16 protein-coding genes are annotated in these 17,819 nt (G+C 42.0%); 8 read left to right on the forward strand and 8 right to left on the reverse strand.

Annotation, left to right across the window (positions count from 1 at the left end):
* Positions 1 to 129 precede the first annotated feature (129 nt).
* Positions 130 to 507 carry a DsrE family protein gene (locus ACI2JM_RS01930; protein WP_404641688.1) on the forward strand — a complete coding sequence of 126 codons (378 nt, stop codon included), beginning with the start codon at positions 130 to 132 and terminating at the stop codon, positions 505 to 507.
* Positions 508 to 630: 123 nt separating this feature from the next.
* Here ACI2JM_RS01930 and ACI2JM_RS01935 read toward each other — a convergent pair whose 3' ends face one another.
* Positions 631 to 1,539: an abortive infection family protein gene (locus ACI2JM_RS01935; protein ID WP_404641690.1), complete on the reverse strand. Its 909-nt coding sequence runs from the start codon at positions 1,537 to 1,539 to the stop codon at positions 631 to 633.
* A 222-nt stretch (positions 1,540 to 1,761) separates the two neighbouring features.
* Here ACI2JM_RS01935 and ACI2JM_RS01940 point away from each other — a divergent pair, with 222 nt between their 5' ends.
* Positions 1,762 to 2,805 carry an NAD(P)H-dependent flavin oxidoreductase gene (locus ACI2JM_RS01940; RefSeq protein WP_404641692.1) on the forward strand — a complete coding sequence of 348 codons (1,044 nt, stop codon included), beginning with the start codon at positions 1,762 to 1,764 and terminating at the stop codon, positions 2,803 to 2,805.
* A gap of 25 nt (positions 2,806 to 2,830) precedes the next feature.
* Here the strand turns inward: ACI2JM_RS01940 and ACI2JM_RS01945 are convergent, their stop codons facing one another.
* Complete coding sequence (locus ACI2JM_RS01945) at positions 2,831 to 3,535, reverse strand: aspartate/glutamate racemase family protein (protein ID WP_404641694.1); 705 nt, start codon at positions 3,533 to 3,535, stop codon at positions 2,831 to 2,833.
* A gap of 260 nt (positions 3,536 to 3,795) precedes the next feature.
* Between ACI2JM_RS01945 and ACI2JM_RS01950 the strand changes: the two genes are divergently transcribed.
* Positions 3,796 to 4,050 (forward strand): DUF2798 domain-containing protein, encoded by a 255-nt coding sequence (locus ACI2JM_RS01950; RefSeq protein WP_045442930.1) that lies wholly within the window; start codon positions 3,796 to 3,798, stop codon positions 4,048 to 4,050.
* Positions 4,051 to 4,501: 451 nt separating this feature from the next.
* Here ACI2JM_RS01950 and oppF read toward each other — a convergent pair whose 3' ends face one another.
* The 5 genes from oppF to ACI2JM_RS01975 form a co-directional block, all read right to left on the reverse strand.
* On the reverse strand, positions 4,502 to 5,530 hold the full coding sequence (gene oppF, locus ACI2JM_RS01955) for a murein tripeptide/oligopeptide ABC transporter ATP binding protein OppF (RefSeq protein ID WP_087814920.1): 1,029 nt from the start codon (positions 5,528 to 5,530) through the stop codon (positions 4,502 to 4,504).
* A gap of 3 nt (positions 5,531 to 5,533) precedes the next feature.
* Entirely contained in the window at positions 5,534 to 6,604 is a 1,071-nt protein-coding gene (gene oppD, locus ACI2JM_RS01960) for an oligopeptide ABC transporter ATP-binding protein OppD (RefSeq protein ID WP_404641721.1), read from the reverse strand.
* A gap of 152 nt (positions 6,605 to 6,756) precedes the next feature.
* Complete coding sequence (gene oppC, locus ACI2JM_RS01965) at positions 6,757 to 7,662, reverse strand: oligopeptide ABC transporter permease OppC (RefSeq protein WP_201501720.1); 906 nt, start codon at positions 7,660 to 7,662, stop codon at positions 6,757 to 6,759.
* 90 nt (positions 7,663 to 7,752) lie between these two features.
* Positions 7,753 to 8,673 carry an oligopeptide ABC transporter permease OppB gene (gene oppB, locus ACI2JM_RS01970; protein ID WP_045453981.1) on the reverse strand — a complete coding sequence of 307 codons (921 nt, stop codon included), beginning with the start codon at positions 8,671 to 8,673 and terminating at the stop codon, positions 7,753 to 7,755.
* A 301-nt stretch (positions 8,674 to 8,974) separates the two neighbouring features.
* A complete protein-coding gene (locus tag ACI2JM_RS01975; protein ID WP_238034899.1) occupies positions 8,975 to 10,642 on the reverse strand; it encodes an ABC transporter substrate-binding protein in 1,668 nt (555 codons plus the stop codon).
* A gap of 857 nt (positions 10,643 to 11,499) precedes the next feature.
* On the opposite strand from ACI2JM_RS01975, the gene ACI2JM_RS01980 reads away from it, so the two are divergent.
* The 5 genes from ACI2JM_RS01980 to ACI2JM_RS02000 all read left to right on the forward strand — a co-directional run bounded on the left by ACI2JM_RS01980 (position 11,500) and on the right by ACI2JM_RS02000 (position 16,684).
* Positions 11,500 to 12,552 (forward strand): DUF2157 domain-containing protein, encoded by a 1,053-nt coding sequence (locus ACI2JM_RS01980; protein WP_404641697.1) that lies wholly within the window; start codon positions 11,500 to 11,502, stop codon positions 12,550 to 12,552.
* A complete protein-coding gene (locus ACI2JM_RS01985) occupies positions 12,545 to 13,753 on the forward strand; it encodes a DUF4401 domain-containing protein (RefSeq protein WP_404641699.1) in 1,209 nt (402 codons plus the stop codon). The genes ACI2JM_RS01980 and ACI2JM_RS01985 overlap by 8 nt, the downstream gene beginning before the upstream one ends.
* Complete coding sequence (locus ACI2JM_RS01990; protein WP_404641701.1) at positions 13,750 to 14,427, forward strand: GDYXXLXY domain-containing protein; 678 nt, start codon at positions 13,750 to 13,752, stop codon at positions 14,425 to 14,427. The genes ACI2JM_RS01985 and ACI2JM_RS01990 overlap by 4 nt, the downstream gene beginning before the upstream one ends.
* Before the next feature lie 186 nt (positions 14,428 to 14,613).
* Positions 14,614 to 15,591 carry a zinc-binding dehydrogenase gene (locus tag ACI2JM_RS01995; RefSeq protein ID WP_404641703.1) on the forward strand — a complete coding sequence of 326 codons (978 nt, stop codon included), beginning with the start codon at positions 14,614 to 14,616 and terminating at the stop codon, positions 15,589 to 15,591.
* 88 nt (positions 15,592 to 15,679) lie between these two features.
* The gene (locus ACI2JM_RS02000; protein WP_404641705.1) at positions 15,680 to 16,684 is read left to right on the forward strand and encodes a YhdH/YhfP family quinone oxidoreductase; all 1,005 of its coding nucleotides are present in this window, start codon (positions 15,680 to 15,682) and stop codon (positions 16,682 to 16,684) included.
* A 114-nt stretch (positions 16,685 to 16,798) separates the two neighbouring features.
* On the opposite strand, the gene ACI2JM_RS02005 is transcribed toward ACI2JM_RS02000, so the two are convergent.
* Positions 16,799 to 17,683 (reverse strand): AIPR family protein, encoded by an 885-nt coding sequence (locus ACI2JM_RS02005; protein ID WP_404641723.1) that lies wholly within the window; start codon positions 17,681 to 17,683, stop codon positions 16,799 to 16,801.
* Positions 17,684 to 17,819: the final 136 nt, after the last annotated feature.

Raw genomic sequence — 17,819 nt, forward strand, 5'->3', positions numbered from 1 at the left:
ACCTTATAACTACTATTTCCTAACAATACATTATATAAATATATATATTAAATGCTAGGATAGTAATGAGCATCATACTCAGCTCAACTAAATACTATTTAATTAAAACAGTCTTATAAGGAGAATAATATGGCTAACACGACGGATTATGTCGGTACGTTATTTGATAATAGTGAATCAAATCCAAGCAAAATCACCTTAGCATTTACTATGGCAGGTGTCGCACTTAAAAAAGGTCATTCTGCCTCAGTGATATTGATGGTGGACGCGGTACATTTGGCATTGCCCAACGCTTTAGACAGTGTCAATATTGGCGCGCCATTTGAACCTGCGGGCGAATTGTTAGAAGCCTTTATCGAGAACGGCGGTCAAGTATTGGTCTGCGGCGCTTGCATGAAACATAATGGTGTCGAAGAATCCGCAATTGATAAGCGCTTTGAAGTGATTAGCGGTGATGATGTGGTTGAGCTGCTGATGAATGCGAAGGGTTCTTTGCAGTTGAATTAAGCATTTAAGCTAAGCTATAAGTTTATAAAAATAGGTCAGTTTTCTAAATTATCTTTTTGATAGTTTAAAAGCTGACCTTTTTTTCATCTTTTAAGTAAGCACAGTGACTTTAACGGCTAAATTTTAATCATCCTTTCTCATTTCATTTGTTTCTAATAAGTATATGGCTAAAGTGGATAATGCCCCAACGGCTAACTTAGCGTGCCTAGGTTGTAGACCTTTGAAACTACTATCTTTACCATGACCACTACCATATTCGTTTCTAACCTCTGCAATTCCTTGAACGACTGCGGATAAACTACCTAAAATCTGTCTTATTGATTTCGCCGCTTTTGCTTCATTAGATATATCATCAGGCGTAATTTTAAGCAGTTTAGTAGTTTCTCTCATCAATTTAGACAAGTCCCAGTTTTTATTGTATTCTTCTTGCCTACTTTTGAATATTGATTTACAAGCAGTTTCCATCAACTCCTTCGCTACTCCTATAGCCTGATAAGGAGAAGTTTCAATTGACGATTCTATTAAATTAATCTGTTGAGAAACGTAATCAGCGTTAAAAATAATTTTAATTTCGTTACCCTTTTTCTCGATCGATGATTTGCCTGTAAACTTCATTCTACCGCTAAAAACTGGTCTATTAGAGATACGTGTTCTCTCGATAATTTCAAACCCATCATTACTCAGGCTATCATTGAATATATGATGAAGCTTATCCACTTCGTGTAAATATCCTTTTACCACTGGGTGTATCATTTCACATAAAAAATTTAAAAAAGACGCATCATTACATTTTAATAAATTAAATCTTTCATCATTAAATATCCAATTATCTTCCCAATCATCATTATTAATTCTGTGTTGCCAAATATCACCTGCTGCATCCGAAAATCTAGGGTCTCTAGAAGGCATACTTTCTAAATCGTACAGTCTAGATAAAAATTCCGTTTCATCTAGCTTTCCTGCCCACCAAATCTCCTCTATTTTTAAGATATCAAATATGTCACGTCGAGTAATTTGAGATATTTTATTCATTATTTATTTCAACTTTCTTTGGTTAGATATTTAATAATATCAAATATATGTATTAACAAGCTTTAACTACAGTTTTATAGTCAACTATCTTAACTACAAAACTGTAGTCAAAACCCATCCCCATATTCAGCAACTAAATAAGCACTATCCAACACGCTCTTTATTCTGTTCTGTTAAAGTAAGTGAGATAAAACACCTAATAACATAAAAAGGACGCCCGTCATGACCTTACTAAATACCCTTAATCTGACCCACCCCATCGTTCAAGCACCCATGGCAGGCGCAACCACACCTGAGCTGGCGGCGATAGTGAGTAACTTTGGTGGACTGGGTTCATTGGGATCGGGCATGACGCCGCCAGAGGTTTTGCATAGCCATATTGACGCCATTAAATCGCTCACCGATCGCCCTTTTATGATTAATCTAATGGTATTGTCTGAGCAGGAGTCGAGCGCCTTTGATACCGTCATACCTACTTGGTTGAGTAATTATTACCAAGAGCAGAATATAGAATTTACGCTCCCCGATCGTCCTGCACAAAGCTTTGCTGAGCAGTTGCAAGTGCTCTATGACAATCCTGTGCCTGTCGCCAGTTTTACCTTTGGTATTATCAGCGCCGAGCAAGTTCAGCGTTTGCAAAGTGTCGGCACGCGAGTCATCGGTACGGCAAACCATCCATTAGAAGCCAAAGCATGGAGCGATATTGGGGCAGATGCGGTCTGTGTACAAGGGGCGGAAGCAGGTGGACATCGCGGTGGCTGGTTGCCACAAAGTGAAACCGATCCTCTAGGATTATTGACACTAATTAGTCAAACGCGCGCGTGTACCGATATTCCGTTAATTGCAGCAGGTGGCATCATGACTGGGCAAGATATCAAAGCAGTGCAAACGGCTGGCGCTGAGCTAGCGCAAATCGGAACGGCATTTTTGACCACAGATAAATGCGGTATTAATGATATTTATAAACAAGCACTACTTGATGCTAGTGAAAATAAACGCAGTGCTGAGACACGCTTAACGAGACTGTTTTCAGGTAAGCAGGCTCGTGGTTTATTAAATAATTATTTGCGTGATTTTGCTCGCTTTGAAAGCGCGCATGAGCTACCGCCCTATCCACAATTAAATGCGATGACCAAATTTTTGCGTGGCCATGCGACCAATAATCTTGACCCGGAGTATCAGTCTTTATGGGCAGGACAAGGCGTCGCTTTGGTTAGACAAGAGCGTACGATTGAGCTGTTAGAGCGCTTGGTCAAAACGTTATAGGCTTAAATACTTTTATCAGTCCGCGCTACTCTAATAAAAAATCCACCGCTGCCGCTGCATGAATCAAAGTGGTATCAAATACTGGAATTGGGCTATCTGCTTGTTTAATGAGCAGTCCAATTTCTGTACAGCCTAAGATAACGCCCTCTGCGCCTTGATCCGCTAAATCTTTAATCACCTGCTGATAATACTGGCGCGAGCGGTCTTTAAATTCACCGACGCACAGCTCTTTTTTGATAATTCGATGTACCTCTGCTCGCGCATCACTCTCTGGTATCAATACTTGAAGCCCCGCATCCACCAAACGCTGCCTATAAAAATCTTCCGTCATCGTAAACTCAGTGCCCAGTAAAGCAATTTTAGACAGATTCTGTTTTTTGATGGCGGCAATAGTGGCATCAGCGATATGTATAACAGGTAAATGCGTCGCGGCTTGTACATCATCAAGTAATTTATGCATTGTATTAGAGGCAATCATGAGCCCTTGTACGCCAGCGGCTTGCAAACGCTGAGCACTGCTAGCCATAATTACACCCAGCGCTGCCCATTCATCTTGCTCTTGGTGCTTATTAATCAACGCAAAGTCAACGCTATGTATGAATAAATCTGCTGAATGTAAGCCACCCAGCTTATCCTTGACACCCTCATTTATCAGCCGATAATAGCTTTCGCTACTCTCCCAACTCATACCACCGATGATGCCCAATGTTCGCTGCTTATGCACGGTCATTTTATTGCCTTATTTGTGGGTTGTAATCGATTTTATCGTAGCAAAATTAATCATCTTTAGTTTGTTATTTTTCAGGAATTTTTATTTTTATGCATGAGACAACAGTCATTAAAATATAACGAATGTCACCATTGATAATAACGATTTTATCCACTCAACAACATACGATATCATGGTTGGTAATGACGACTCATGACGCTACGCAACATCGTTCATCGTTCATCAAACGCCACCATCACCACGTAGGACACCTCCACACTATGGCAAAATTCCCTACCATCAGAATACGCACACGGCGCAAGTACTATCGGCTTATTTTTACCTTTTTAATGGCACTGCTGATGTCCACGATTATCTCAACTGCATTGCTGCTGATCAATGTAGGATTCGTCGATGGGTTCTTTATCACGCTGTTTCACTCATGGAAATATGCCTTTATAGTCGCGTGGCCGAGCGCTTATATTTGCGCCTATCTCATCCAAGAGCATTTGCTCAGTAGGATTGAGTTTTATTGAACCAGCTAGAAGTTAAAGTATGAGAATGCCATGATAAAGCATTGCTGTGAGCTGATGGTAAATCATCATGCCGCTATGAATTAAGAAATCTTTGGCCGTATACACAGCCTTGCTGAAGGTATTTTATTCGAAGATAAAAAAATATTTTTTGATTGGATATTAGGGACGTTGAGTCATCTTATGATAAGTGACTGGATCTGGATAAGAGGCTTTAATGACCTTCCTAATTACTCCCGTAATAAAGCCATCTCCAAGCCCATCATCGTGGTTAGCTAATAACATTACTTAATATTACTTAATGAAATGGCTATTGATATCAGTGAAACTGATTAATTGATGCTAACTGCTGACGTTTAAAACCAATGAGCAAAAACATTAGATTGTATTAAAAGCATTTCAATAAGTCCGCCTGCTTTTAATACAGTCAATACTCATAAACCAAAAACCACTTTTAAGCCACCTCGACCTTGTTCTTTAAACAAGCCACTCGGTGATTTATGGTGCCTTCTAACACGGGTTTAATCTGTGCGCACTCTTCATCAGCTAGTGGACAACGGGTACGAAAAACGCAACCTGACGGGGGATTGATTGGACTGGGTAAATCACCCTCTAATAACTGAATGACCTTGTTACGTTCAGCAATAGGGTCAGGTAGCGGTACAGCAGACATCAGTGCTTTGGTATAGGGATGAGTCGGATTGCCGTATACGGCTTTGTTCAAACCCAGTTCGGCGGCGTTGCCTAAATACATGACCAAGACTCGATCAGCAATGTGCTTAATCACAGAAAGATCATGGGCAATGAAAATAAGCGCTAACCCCATCTCTTCTTGCACATCTTGCAATAAATTAATGACCTGCGCCTGAATCGAGACATCAAGGGCGGAGACTGGCTCATCACAGATAATAATTTTGGGCTTTAATATCAGTGCTCGAGCAATGCCTATTCGCTGGCACTGACCTCCTGAAAACTCATGCGGATATCGGTTAATTTGATTGGACAGTAGCCCCACCTTTTTCATGATGGCGCGTACCTCGTTTTGCACCTCAGGCTTCTTCATTTCAGGATAATAAGTACGAAGAGGCTCGGCGATAATATCCCCTACAGTCATGCGCGGGTTAAGTGATGCCAGCGGATCTTGAAAGATCATTTGAATGTCTTTTCGCTTTAATCTCATGGTCTTTTTGGACGCACCCACCATCTCTTCATCACAAAACTTGATACTGCCAGAATCAGCTTGTATCAATCCGATGATAGTACGAGCAAGTGTTGATTTACCGCAGCCTGATTCGCCTACCACCCCTAAAGTCTCACCAGCAAATAGCTCAAATGATACCCCATTAACTGCTTTTAGAGTGACAGGCTTCTGCCAAAAGTAAGTACCTTTTTGTTTGATATTAAAGGTGGTATGAATGTCCTTTACTTGCAATAACGGTGCTGGGTTATTGCTTTTGGCGCTATCTAAATTCTGTATCATCATGAGCTAGCCCTCCATCCCTGATTGATTATTGGCATCGATATCTGCTGAGCTATCTAGTGAGTGACCAACGGGTGTTTCAGGGTGCCAGTGACAAGCGCGTTGACGCTCGTTCGGTAGAAATTCCAGCGGTGGCGGTGTATCACGGCAGATTTCCATAGCATGAGAACAGCGCTCATAAAAAGGACAGCCTGCTGGCAAATCTAATAAATTTGGTGGACTACCTGGAATGGTTTCAAGCTTGCCCATATCGTTATCCAAACGCGGAATGGCTTTTAGTAGCCCAATGGTATATGGATGACTTGGGGCATAAAAAATCTCTTCAGTCTCTCCATACGCCATGGTACGCCCAGCATACATCACCAGTACTCGATCACAGATACCCGCCACAACCCCCAAATCATGGGTAATCATAATAATGGTGGTGCCAAAGTCGCGTTTTAGCTCGTTTAATAGAACCATAATCTGCGCCTGAACAGTAACGTCGAGCGCGGTGGTTGGCTCATCAGCAATCAACAACTTAGGGCGACATAATAATGCCATCGCAATCATGACCCGCTGACGCATACCACCTGAGAACTCATGCGGATACATGCCAATACGGTTCTTGGCTTCTGGAATCTTAACCGCGTCTAGCATTCGTATGGATTCGGCCCAAGCGTCTTTTTTACTCATGCCTTTATGTAAAATCAATACTTCAGCGAGCTGGTCGCCTATCTTCATATAAGGATTTAATGAGGTCATCGGATCTTGAAAGATCATCGCGATCTGCTCGGCACGAATTTTATTTAGTGCTTTTTGTGACAATCCTAGTAGCTCATTACCCTCAAAGCGTACCGAACCTTTGGCATAACCGTTATTTGCCAGTAGCCCCATAATAGCAAACGCTGTCTGCGACTTACCTGAACCAGATTCACCAACGATACCTAAGGTTTCGCCTTCATGTAGGTTAAAATTTAAGCCATTAACCGCCGTTACTAGACCCTCTTCGGTCGTGAACTGTACCGATAAATCTTTGACTGCTAACAAGGTATTTTCTGCATTAGCTGGCTTATCGAGCGCTGAACCAGTACCCATCTTAAAGGTAGTAGTATTAGACTCTATTTTCTCAGAAGCACTAGGCGCGTTGGCGGCGTTATGAATCTTTTGAGTGGCTATGTTTTTATCTTCCATACTTTTACCCTTCATGCTTTTATCCTTCATACTTTGGTTTTTCATGATGCACCCTCTTAGCGGTCTTTAGGGTCAAACGCATCACGCAGACCGTCGCCAATAAAGTTAAAGCAAAATAAAGTAATGACCAAAAAAGCTGAGGGAATCAAAATCTGCCAAGGTGCTACCTGCATGGTTTTTGAGCCTTCTTGCAACAGCGCCCCCCAACTGGTCATCGGCTCTTGAACACCAAGTCCCAAAAAGCTTAGAAATGACTCAAACAAAATCATCGTTGGCACTAATAAAGAGGCGTAAACCACCACCACCCCGAGTACATTGGGCACGATGTGGCGTAAGATAATATTAAAGCCTGATACGCCGCCTACGTGCGCAGCTTCGATAAACTCTTTACTCTTTAGGCTTAGCGTTTGCCCGCGAACGATACGCGCAACATCCAGCCACGATACCAGTCCAATCGCCACAAAGATTAAGATAAGGTTACGACCAAAGATAGTGACTAATAAAATCACAAAAAACATAAAGGGGAAGGCGCTTAAAATTTCTAATACACGCATCATCACGGTATCGACTTTGCCACCAAGATAGCCTGACGTTGCACCGTATATCGTACCGAAAATCACTGCAACCGTAGCGCCGGCGACGCCTACCATTAAGGAGATACGACCACCTACTGCGGTTCGCACTAACAAATCACGACCGAGTGAATCAGTACCGAAGTAGTGCTTATTATCGATGGCTGGCGCGGACTGCATAAAGTTCCAGTCGGTTTCGGCATAGCCAAAAGGTGCTAACATCGGTACAAAGATGACAAAGGCAGCCACGAGTAGCAAGATAAAAAGACTGGCTACGGCGGCCTTATTTCGATAAAAACGGCGCTTAGCATCTTGCAAAAGGCTGCGGCCTTTGATTTCCTGAGCCCCTATGTCTGCTAGGTCAGTTGTCTGGTCTGCGGTAAGGCTCATAGTCGTCCTTTTAATAATCTATTTAGCATAATAATAATGAATGATACCCATCAAACCGTATTGGAATGATAAGGCGCTTAAATGGTCGCCTTAATATTGAATCTTTGGATCGATTACCGCGTATAAAATATCGACGATAGCATTAAAGCCAATGGTCAATACCCCGACTAAAATGGTCAAACTAAGCACTACCCCATAATCACGATTGAGTGCGCCGTTAATGAATAACTGTCCGATACCAGGTAAACCAAAGATAGTCTCAATCACAATAGAGCCTGTGATAATACCGACAAAGGCTGGGCCCAAATAAGAGATAACGGGTAGTAGTGCGGGTCTCAGCGCATGCCTCATCACTATTTGGCGCATCGGCAAACCTTTCGCCTTAGCCGTTCGGATATACTGGCTATTCATCACTTCAATCATCGAGCCGCGCATGATACGAGCAATACTCGCAACATAAGCGAGCGCTAAAGCGGCGACTGGTAATACAAGGTTTTTGAGTGCCCCGTCATTCCAGCCACCAGCTGGTAGCCATTGCAAAATAATGGCAAAAACCAGCACTAATAATGGTGCTTTAACGAAACTTGGAATCACAACGCCTGTCATAGCAAAGGCCATCAGTACGTAGTCTATCCATGAGTTTTGCTTAAGGGCTGCGATAACACCGAAGATAAGTCCTAAGACCAATGCCAATATAAAAGCGTACAGACCCAACTCCATAGAGACGGGAAACGACTGCGACAACAGCTCGTTAACCGTATAATCTTTATACTTAAAAGACGGTCCAAAGTCGCCTACCGCTAGCTGCTTTAGATAATTAACATACTGTAGCCACATAGGATCGTTGAGATTGTATTTGGCCTCGATATTTGCCAGTACCGCAGGTGGCAAGCTACGCTCACCCGTAAACGGACTGCCTGGCGCCAAACGCATCATAAAAAAGGAGACCGTGATCAATACAAATAAGGTCGGAATGGCTTCTAAGATACGCCGAAAAATCAGTTTTAGCATAATGCCTCTTTTATAATGATGCTTATTTTTCAGCTAAATTAAAATGAGATAACTAGCACAAACCTAACGCCCAGTTATCACTCAACTAGCAATCTTCAATGACTTGGTTTTAACTAAAATATCGATAATCGTCGTTTATAAATAACAAAAGTTTCATCTAACACGCCTAATAAGAGTGGCTGTGAAAAATGAAACTAATGACGCTATCAGCGTTATTTGATAGGAGCGATAAATGAAACCAGCTGCTTTTACCGCTCTCAGATACCTACTCAATAGAACTATTCAGCGATCAGTCAAAAGATTAGTGCTTAGCAATTGAGAGATTTTTTACCTGCCAATTGTCTAATATATCCTTAGTTGGAAACCCAATGACATAAGGTTTTACTAGACGCGGGCTGACGTAATGATAAATGTTAAGTAAACCCATATCTTGATCGAGCTGAGCTTCAGCTTGCTTGTATAGGTTGGCACGCTGCTCAGGACTAACGCCAGCTTTCAGCGTTTGCGCCATTAAACTGTCAAAGTTAGCGTTATTGTATTTACCGTAGTTGCCACTATTGTCAGATTTGGCAATATTTAAGAAAGCTGACGCTTCATTATAATCACCGCACCAGCCAGCACGCGCGATTTGATAATTACCATTACGGCGAGTATCCAAATAGGTTTTCCATTCTTTATTGGTCAAAGTCACATCGACGAAGCCGAGCGCTTGCTTCCATAGTGAAGTAGCCGCGACCGCAGTCTTTTTATGATTGTCATTGGTGTTGTATAGCAGCTCAAAAGTGAGCGGGTTGCTATCGCTATAGCCTGCTTCAGTGAGCAGTTTTTTGGCCTCAGTAACCCGCTTTTCTTGATCCCAAGTCGACCATTCTGGACTATTTGCAATATCACCATTGGTGGCAGGTGGTGTCAACTGATAAGCGGCCGTCTGTCCTTGACCGATAACTTTATCCGCAATGGTATCGCGGTCCAAAGCTAAGGCTAAAGCGCGACGTACTTTGGGATCGTTGAACGGTGGCTTGACCGTATTAAACTCGTAATAATAAGTACAAAGATAAGGAGATACGGTTAGCTGATCGCCCACTTGCTCTTTAAGCGAAGCGAACTGCTCGGTTGGAATCTCATTGTAGGTCACATCAATTTCACCCGCCTGATAGCGTGCGACGTCAGTCGTACTAGAAGGAATCGGCAGGAAAGTGACGGTATCGATAGTCGTATTGGCATCGTCGTAATAAGAAGCGTTGCGCGTTAAAACGATTTTGTCGTTAATTTGCCACTGGGTAGGCTTGTAAGGACCGTTAACCACGATGTTCTCAGGAGCTGTCCACTTATCACCAAAGGCTTCAACGGTCTTTTTATGAACGGGCTTGACTGAATTATGAATCAACATATCTGGGAAATAAGGCACTGGCTCTGATAACGTAATCTGTAAGGTTTTATCATCGATAGCCTTTACGCCAAGGGTTTCAATGCCAGCCTTACCATCAACGATTTGATCAGCGCCGACTACTTTGGCATCGACCAAATAGCTTGAATACGGCGACGCAGTATTTGGATCGACCAAGCGGCGCATACTGTAGACAAAATCCTCTGCCGTTACTGGATCATCATTTGACCATTTAGCATCGCGCAGCTTAAAGGTCCATACTTTATTGTCTTCGCTTTCCCAACTGGTTGCCATTGCTGGAATGGTCTTACCTTCGGCATCCGTATTGGTTAAACCTTCTAACATTTGGCGGCCAAGGGTAGATTCTGGTACCCCCGATACTTTGTGTGGATCAAGTGATTCAGGTTCAGTACCATTATTGACGACGAGCGCTTGAGTATCAGCCAGTACATTAGGATCAACGGCAGCTGCTTGGCTGTCAGTGCCAGACTTATCGCTACTACAGCCAGTCATAGACATGGCGAGCGCAAGAGAGGTAGGCAGAAATATAGAGGACAAAAAGTGATTAGGAGTGCGCATCATATAATAGCTATCCTTGCTGGTCAGTGGCTGGGCGGATCAACTAAATAGTAGTGATTCGAGTTAATATATCCGTATATTGACTATGTTTATTAACAATACTTTGACTAACTATTGGTCATATCGTAGACAACTATTAGTAATTAAAAACGATACAAATGTCAATAAGTTTTAATTCCTCCCCGATACTAGCAAGCAAAATAAGATTGCCTTCAAAGCAGTTTCGACGACCAAAACTTAGATGTGATTACTATTAATTGAGTAACTTTTATAGCTACTTATTACCTTTCATCAGCAATATACTACCGCTCATTCGAAACCTGTCTTATTACTACAAATCTCAGTTTCTAAATCACTAATTATCACTGTCAAGTGAATGAACTCAATGCTATCAAGCAATAAAACCCTAGTAGATATGATGAATTTTATTTATAAGACTATTGTTAATAACTAATCATTCACTAGAATTTTTAAGCCGATGCTGATGAATAATAGTGTGGTATTTTCGATACTCAAAACCAGATTTATTCGCTACTTAAAATCGTGCAATTTTTTGATTTTTGCAATTACTTATTTTTGTAATAGCTGAGTAAGATCATGATAAAAATCACTAAATCTAGAATAAATACCTATCCATATCACTATTAATTCCTTTTTATAAAGCTAATAACGCTGATCTCTTGATGAAATTTTGATTGTATAGTCGCGTGGCCGAGCGCTTATATTTGCGCCTATCTCATCCAAGAGCATTTGCTCAGTCGTATTGAGTTTTATTGAGTAAAAAACTATAAACTTTAGTACACCCACCTCTCACAAAAAAGCTAAGATAAGCAACATCATCTTTTTATTTAGAGGACGCTATGAGCCAACCACGGCGTACTATCGAGCATTTACTCAAGCAAGGCACACTGCCATTGACGCATGCCAACGATGCAGCGATTCATTTGCAAGTCTATCCTAGCAAACGCTCATGGCTGGTCTTTTTTGATAAAGCCCTGCTGATTATCGGGGCGATAGCGCTGGTATTATCGCTGGTATTCTTTATTGCCTATAACTGGATAAATATGGGCAAAATAGGCAAGTTCGCTTTGGTCGAAGGGGCCTTGGTTGTCACTATTGCCTTGTACGTTGCACTGTCTTTTAGGCGACGGTTTCAGCTTATTCGCCAATTATTATTGCTTATTGCTAGCGTGATTACGGGCAGCTTATTGGCGCTATTTGGGCAGGTCTATCAAACGGGTGCTGATACGTGGCAGCTGTTTTTCGGTTGGGCCATATTAATTATTCCTTGGGTAATCATCGCCCGCTTCCCTGCGCTATGGCTGCTGTGGTTGGGGCTAATCAATACTGGTCTCATCTTATATTTCGGCGTTATGGACTTTGCCTTTGTTAGTTACTTCTATGAAGGTGTCTTACAAATAGCAGTGCTTGCCGCTGTTAATTTTGTGGCGCTAAACTTGTGGCTCGTGTTTATCGACCGTCAACCACCATCAGTCACACGCAGCCGATTTAAGTCCGAGCTGGATTGGAGCGCTTATGTCGTCGGTTTACTCAGCAGCTATTTTATTACCTACCTTGCCATTCTTTATGTCTTTGATGACGCCAATATTTTAATGACGCTGATCACTTTGCTGCTATGGATGAGCTGGTGCGGATTTATGGTTTGGCGATTTTGTTGGTATCGCATCAATCTATTAATGCTGACCTATTTATGTGGCTCTGTCATTGTCGTGGTGATGTTTTGGGCGGGTAAGTTGTTTTTAGACAATTTTGATATGGGTGGTTTTCTCATCTTAGCCCTATTATTGATTGGCATGAGTTCAGCAGCGGTCGTTTGGCTGCGTCATGCAGCACGTTTAAACAGCGAAAACAACCTCCCCACTGCTGTCGTCAAAGGAGGTAATTATGAGTAATGATATGAATAATCAACACTCGGACAATGTCCTTTTACAGCTGCAACAGCTTGGATTGATTGACGGCAATGCGGTTGATGCCCGTACTGGTGAGACAAGTGCTAAGGCAACGATAGCGAATCATCACTCTCAAAACGATACTCCTTGGTTTATACAAATACTTTTTGGTCTTAGCGGTATTGTAGCGAGTCTGTTTCTAATCGCCTTTCTGTCTTTGTTATTGTTCGGCATCGATGGCTTTGACAGTGTGATTGCCTTGTTAATTACAGGTCTAGTACTCAGCGCGGCGGGTTTTGTCTTATTTAGAAACAAGCAAAGCCGTGATAATACCTTTATCAGTAGCCTAGCATTGGCTATTAGCTCGGCTGGACAAGCCTACATTGGCTTTGCTTTATTTGATAATAATTTGTCACATCCTATAGATGTTTGGCTGTTTTTACTCGTGCAAGCCATTATGACGGTCATTATGCCCAACCGTATCTATCGCCTATTGGGTAGCATAATGACGCTAGGTTTGATGATTTATTGGCTTAACTATTACCATCTACCTGAGGTCAGTTTGGGGCTATTGGCACTGATTACGATTGGCAGCAACTTATCACGTTATTCTCTATTGCAGCGTATACCTAGTAAATGGCGAGCAGATGCTTTTGATGTTACTAAAGCCATTGGTTACGCCAGCGCGCTGATGCTGTTGTGCATTTCTGTGTATTTTATCGCCGCTGAACATAGTCATAGTCTTGCTTCTTATTATGGCGACACTTTTCGCTACAATTACTATTTGGCCCAAGGACTGCTAACGCTTGCCAGCCTTTATGCCGCTTATCTGATTCTAAAACGTTACGACGTTAAATTACTATCGGCAGCGGGACTCTTCATTGGTGGTGCGATTGTATTGCTTGGGATAATATCGATTTACGTCTCAGGACTGCTCGCGACCAGCCTTATCATCGTCATTGCGATCGCCAATAGCCAACGGGTGCTGTTAGGTCTGGGTGTCACCGCCTTGGTCAGCTATGTATTTTGGTATTACTATCAGCTCGATACTTCGTTGCTAATCAAATCTCTCTCAATGCTAATCGTCGGACTGACCATGCTGATGGGGCGTTGGCTATTGATTAAACGCTATTTCGCTCACTCCCTTATCGATGATACTGATGTGACAATGAGCGCCAACGAACATCAGGAGCGCCTATCATGAAAAATAAAATTTTGACTAAGCGCTTGATTGATGACACGTCACCATCCACGCATTGGCTAAAAAAACGAGCCGTCACCATCACTGTTGCCTTACTTGGGTTAGCACTGATATTGGTCGTAATGACGATGAATATCATCAAATACGAAACCCATCTCACCACTGGCAAAACAGTATTATTAGCGCTGGCACCTGTCGATCCACGCGGTTTTATGCAAGGCGATTATATGGCGTTAAGCTATGCACTGGAGCGCGATATTTTTGATGCCATGCGCTCAAAGCACCCTCATTCAACACAAGACGAATTAGGCTCAGAACTAGATGTAGAATTAGACGAGTTTGATACAGATTTTCGTATTTATGAGCCAAGCGATGGGTATGTAATTGTGAAAATCGATGGTAATAATGTGGGGCATTTTGTTCGCTTAGCTGATAGTAATAGTCGTGAAGGTTTAACTAAAAGTGAGCTTCCCATTTATTACCGCATCCGTAACGGGAGTGTGCAATTGGCGACCAATGCGTTCTTCTTTCAAGAAGGTCATGCTGATGCGTTTGAAGCGGCTGAATATGGACTATTCCGCGTCAATGACAAAGGTGAGCCATTACTCACAGAGATGGTAGACGGTGATTTTACAGTCATCATCGGCGACTTAAGCCAAGAGGATAAAGCCTCTTAGTAGACGTTAATGGTGCGACTACTTATTCGTTACTTATCATGCATTACTTCTCATGCATTACTTCTCATGCTTTACTATACGCGATACGTGCAACGCATAACATTCCTTAACTAAAGTAACATTGAGGGTACTGAGACAAACTTGTTACTGTTGCTCACAACCTAAAAATAAATAAAGGCAATGATTATGCGTAGCGCAACTTATAGTACCTTCGGTAAACCATCTGACGTCCTCAGTTTAGGTGACACACCTATTCCTGAACCAAAAGCCAATGAAGTCCGAGTCAAAATGGTACTCGCCTCTATCCACAACCATGATTTATTAACCATTCGCGGTCAATATGGCTTTAAACCTGAGCTGCCAGCGATTGGCGGTAGCGAAGCGGTCGGCATTATCGATGCCGTCGGTCAGGATGTCAAAGACTTAAAAGTTGGTCAGCGCGTGGCAGCGGCGAGCGTACAAGCGACATGGGCAGAGTATTTTGTCGCCTCAAAAGACATGGTATTTGTCATGCCTGATAGCTTAGAAGACGAAATGGCAGCGCAGCTCATTGCGATGCCACTCAGCGCGTTGATGCTGATTGAGTTTTTAGCACTAACAAGCGGTCAGTGGGTGATCCATAATGCTGCCAATGGCGCGGTCGGCAAATCGCTCGCCATGCTAGCCGCCGCGCGTGGTATTAACACCATTAATGTCGTGAGAAGTGACGATGCTATCAAGGAATTAGAAGCACTGGGTATCAAGCATAATATCAACACCTCAGATGACGACTGGAAGGATCAAGTAAAAGCCATCCTTGGTGATGAGAAAATCAGTGCCGCGGTTGATTCTATCGGTGGTGAGTCGAGTAATGATCTGCTGGCGTTACTGGGTCACGGTGGCACATTGGCATCGTTTGGCATCATGTCAGGCAAACCAATGGTGCTAGATCCAACCCATATTATTTTTAAACAAGCAACGATTAAAGGCTTTTGGGGCAGTAAAATCAGTCAAGAAATGAGCGTTGAAAACAAACGGCGTTTGATTGATGAGCTGATCGAACGTGCTAACGATGGCAATTTAAAACTGCCCGTTGAAGCGACATTTGATTTGGCAGATATCATCAAGGCCGTCGATGGCAAATTGCAGGCAAGTAAGAATGGTAAGGTGTTGTTAAAAGCATAAATGACTGTCTTACATACATCGATGTAGTTGCAAATGATGTACGTGCAAATAAAGACACACACTAAAAAACCTCACTAGGAATAATATGATGTCTAATAATAAAACCTTTAAAGCCTTAGTCGTCGAAGAAAATACCGACGGCACCTTTAGCAAAAGTATTCAAGAACGCAACGTCAGTGACTTGCCAGAAAATGACTTGTTGATAGAAGTGCATTATTCCTCGTTAAACTTCAAAGATGCCATGTCGGCATCAGGCAATAAAAGAATCACCAGACAATATCCGCATACCCCTGGTATTGATGCAGCAGGCGTTGTTGTCAACGACAAATCAGGCACGTTTACCGCAGGGCAAGAAGTATTGGTGTTTGGCTATGATCTCGGCATGGATACGGATGGCGGTCTGGGTCAGATGATCTCTATCCCTGCCGATTGGGCATTGCCCTGCCCAAAAACGCTGACTTTAAAAGAAGCAATGACTTACGGTACGGGCGGCTTAACCGCAGCACTCAGTATCCAAAAACTAGAGAAAATGGGGGCAAAACCCAGTGATGGTCCAGTCGCGGTAACTGGTGCAACAGGCGGCGTCGGTACGATCAGCATCGCTATTTTGAGTCAGCTGGGTTATGAGGTGATTGCCTTCTCAGGTAAGCCAGAGCAAAGGGAGCATTTGAAAGCATTGGGCGCGAGCGAAGTGCGTCATCGCGATACCATCAATGAAATTGGGAACAAGCCTATCGGTCGTGAGCTGTGGGCAAATGCTATCGATACAATTGGTGGTGATTACTTATCCAACTTGCTCAAGCAAACCAAGGCGGGCGGCGCAGTGACGAGCTGTGGTCTAGCAGGTGGCGCTGAGTTTTCGATGACGGTCATGCCGTTTATTACTCGTGCAGTATCCCTACTTGGTATCGATTCGGTCTATATTCCACTGGCGGATAAAGAAGCCATTTGGCAGCGTGTCGCCACCGATATGAAACTACCTAATCTTGAGAGCTATGGCGAAGAGATTTCGCTAGAGCAAACGCCAGAATACTTAGATCGCTTTATGTCTAGCAAAGTGGTTGGGCGTTATGTGGTGAATGTGAAGGGTTAGGGTTTTTGCTTAGAAATTGGGTTTTAAATGATGGTAGTGCTTCTTTTTAGAATACTGCCATCATTTTATTTTAGAAACTATGTATTATAATTAAGGTAAATAATTCCAACGTAACTATATTAAGGTATCTTGGTTAAAGTCGTATTTTTCTAATTGGCTATTCAATGTTTTACCTTTGTAGTACCCGTCAAAATTCGAAATCAGCCTTACCTCCTGTGTATCTTGATCCACTATCTCTCTGAAATATGATTTGTTAGAATCTAAATTAACCACATATTTTTCAAAACCTAGCCATTTAGACAAAATAAAATCAATACGTTCTTCCATTTTTGAAAAATCATGATTACTGAAAGATTTCATTACAGCATAGACAACAGAAAGTTTTCCAAACCTCAATGAATATCCATAATTAACAAGACCATCTTTATTTCCATCATGATCTTTAAAATTATTTTGTATAGCTATCAATTTTGTATATACTGTAAAAGCATAAACGTAATCTTTATATTTACTGGCATCAACTAGTACTTGATCAAAATTATTCTTCTTAAATAAAACTTTTTCGCCTGACCTTCTTGCTTTAGATGGTTCACCATTGACGGCTAAAGCAAGTCTCATAATGAGCTCTCTATCAATTATCTGATCTCTTTTAATATACTTATTCTTTATACCTTCACCATATTCACCTGATTTTCTTTGATAAAACAATCCATACTCATCAAAAATTACTTTTTGCAAATCAATTTGAACTTTATCATTTGAACGCCTGTCAGCTTCAGTAACTTCTGTCTGAGAGTTTGTAGCCTTAGATATCTCTTCAATAAGTTTAATTTTCTCGTCATCTTTTACATCATTATTACTAAAAGTTATCACCTTGAGAAGGATTTCTTTAGAGTCAAATATATCTATCGACACTTTGCCTTCAAGAACATCTTCATAGATACGACTCAGTGTATATGCCGTTTGTCCTCCATTTATGATTTGAGGATTAGTAAATATAACCTGTCCCGATCCTTTCTTTGCAACTTTTTTATTTAAAAAGGGGCTGTCCTAGATAACTAGTTCAGTTCCTGTTTAACCCATTGTTTTAGCTGGTGTAATTGACGTTTTGGATCACTGTAGTTAAAACGCCACT

The sequence above is a fragment of the Psychrobacter sp. NPDC064578 genome (assembly GCF_044901245.1).
In the GTDB taxonomy this organism is placed as follows: domain Bacteria; phylum Pseudomonadota; class Gammaproteobacteria; order Pseudomonadales; family Moraxellaceae; genus Psychrobacter; species Psychrobacter cibarius_C.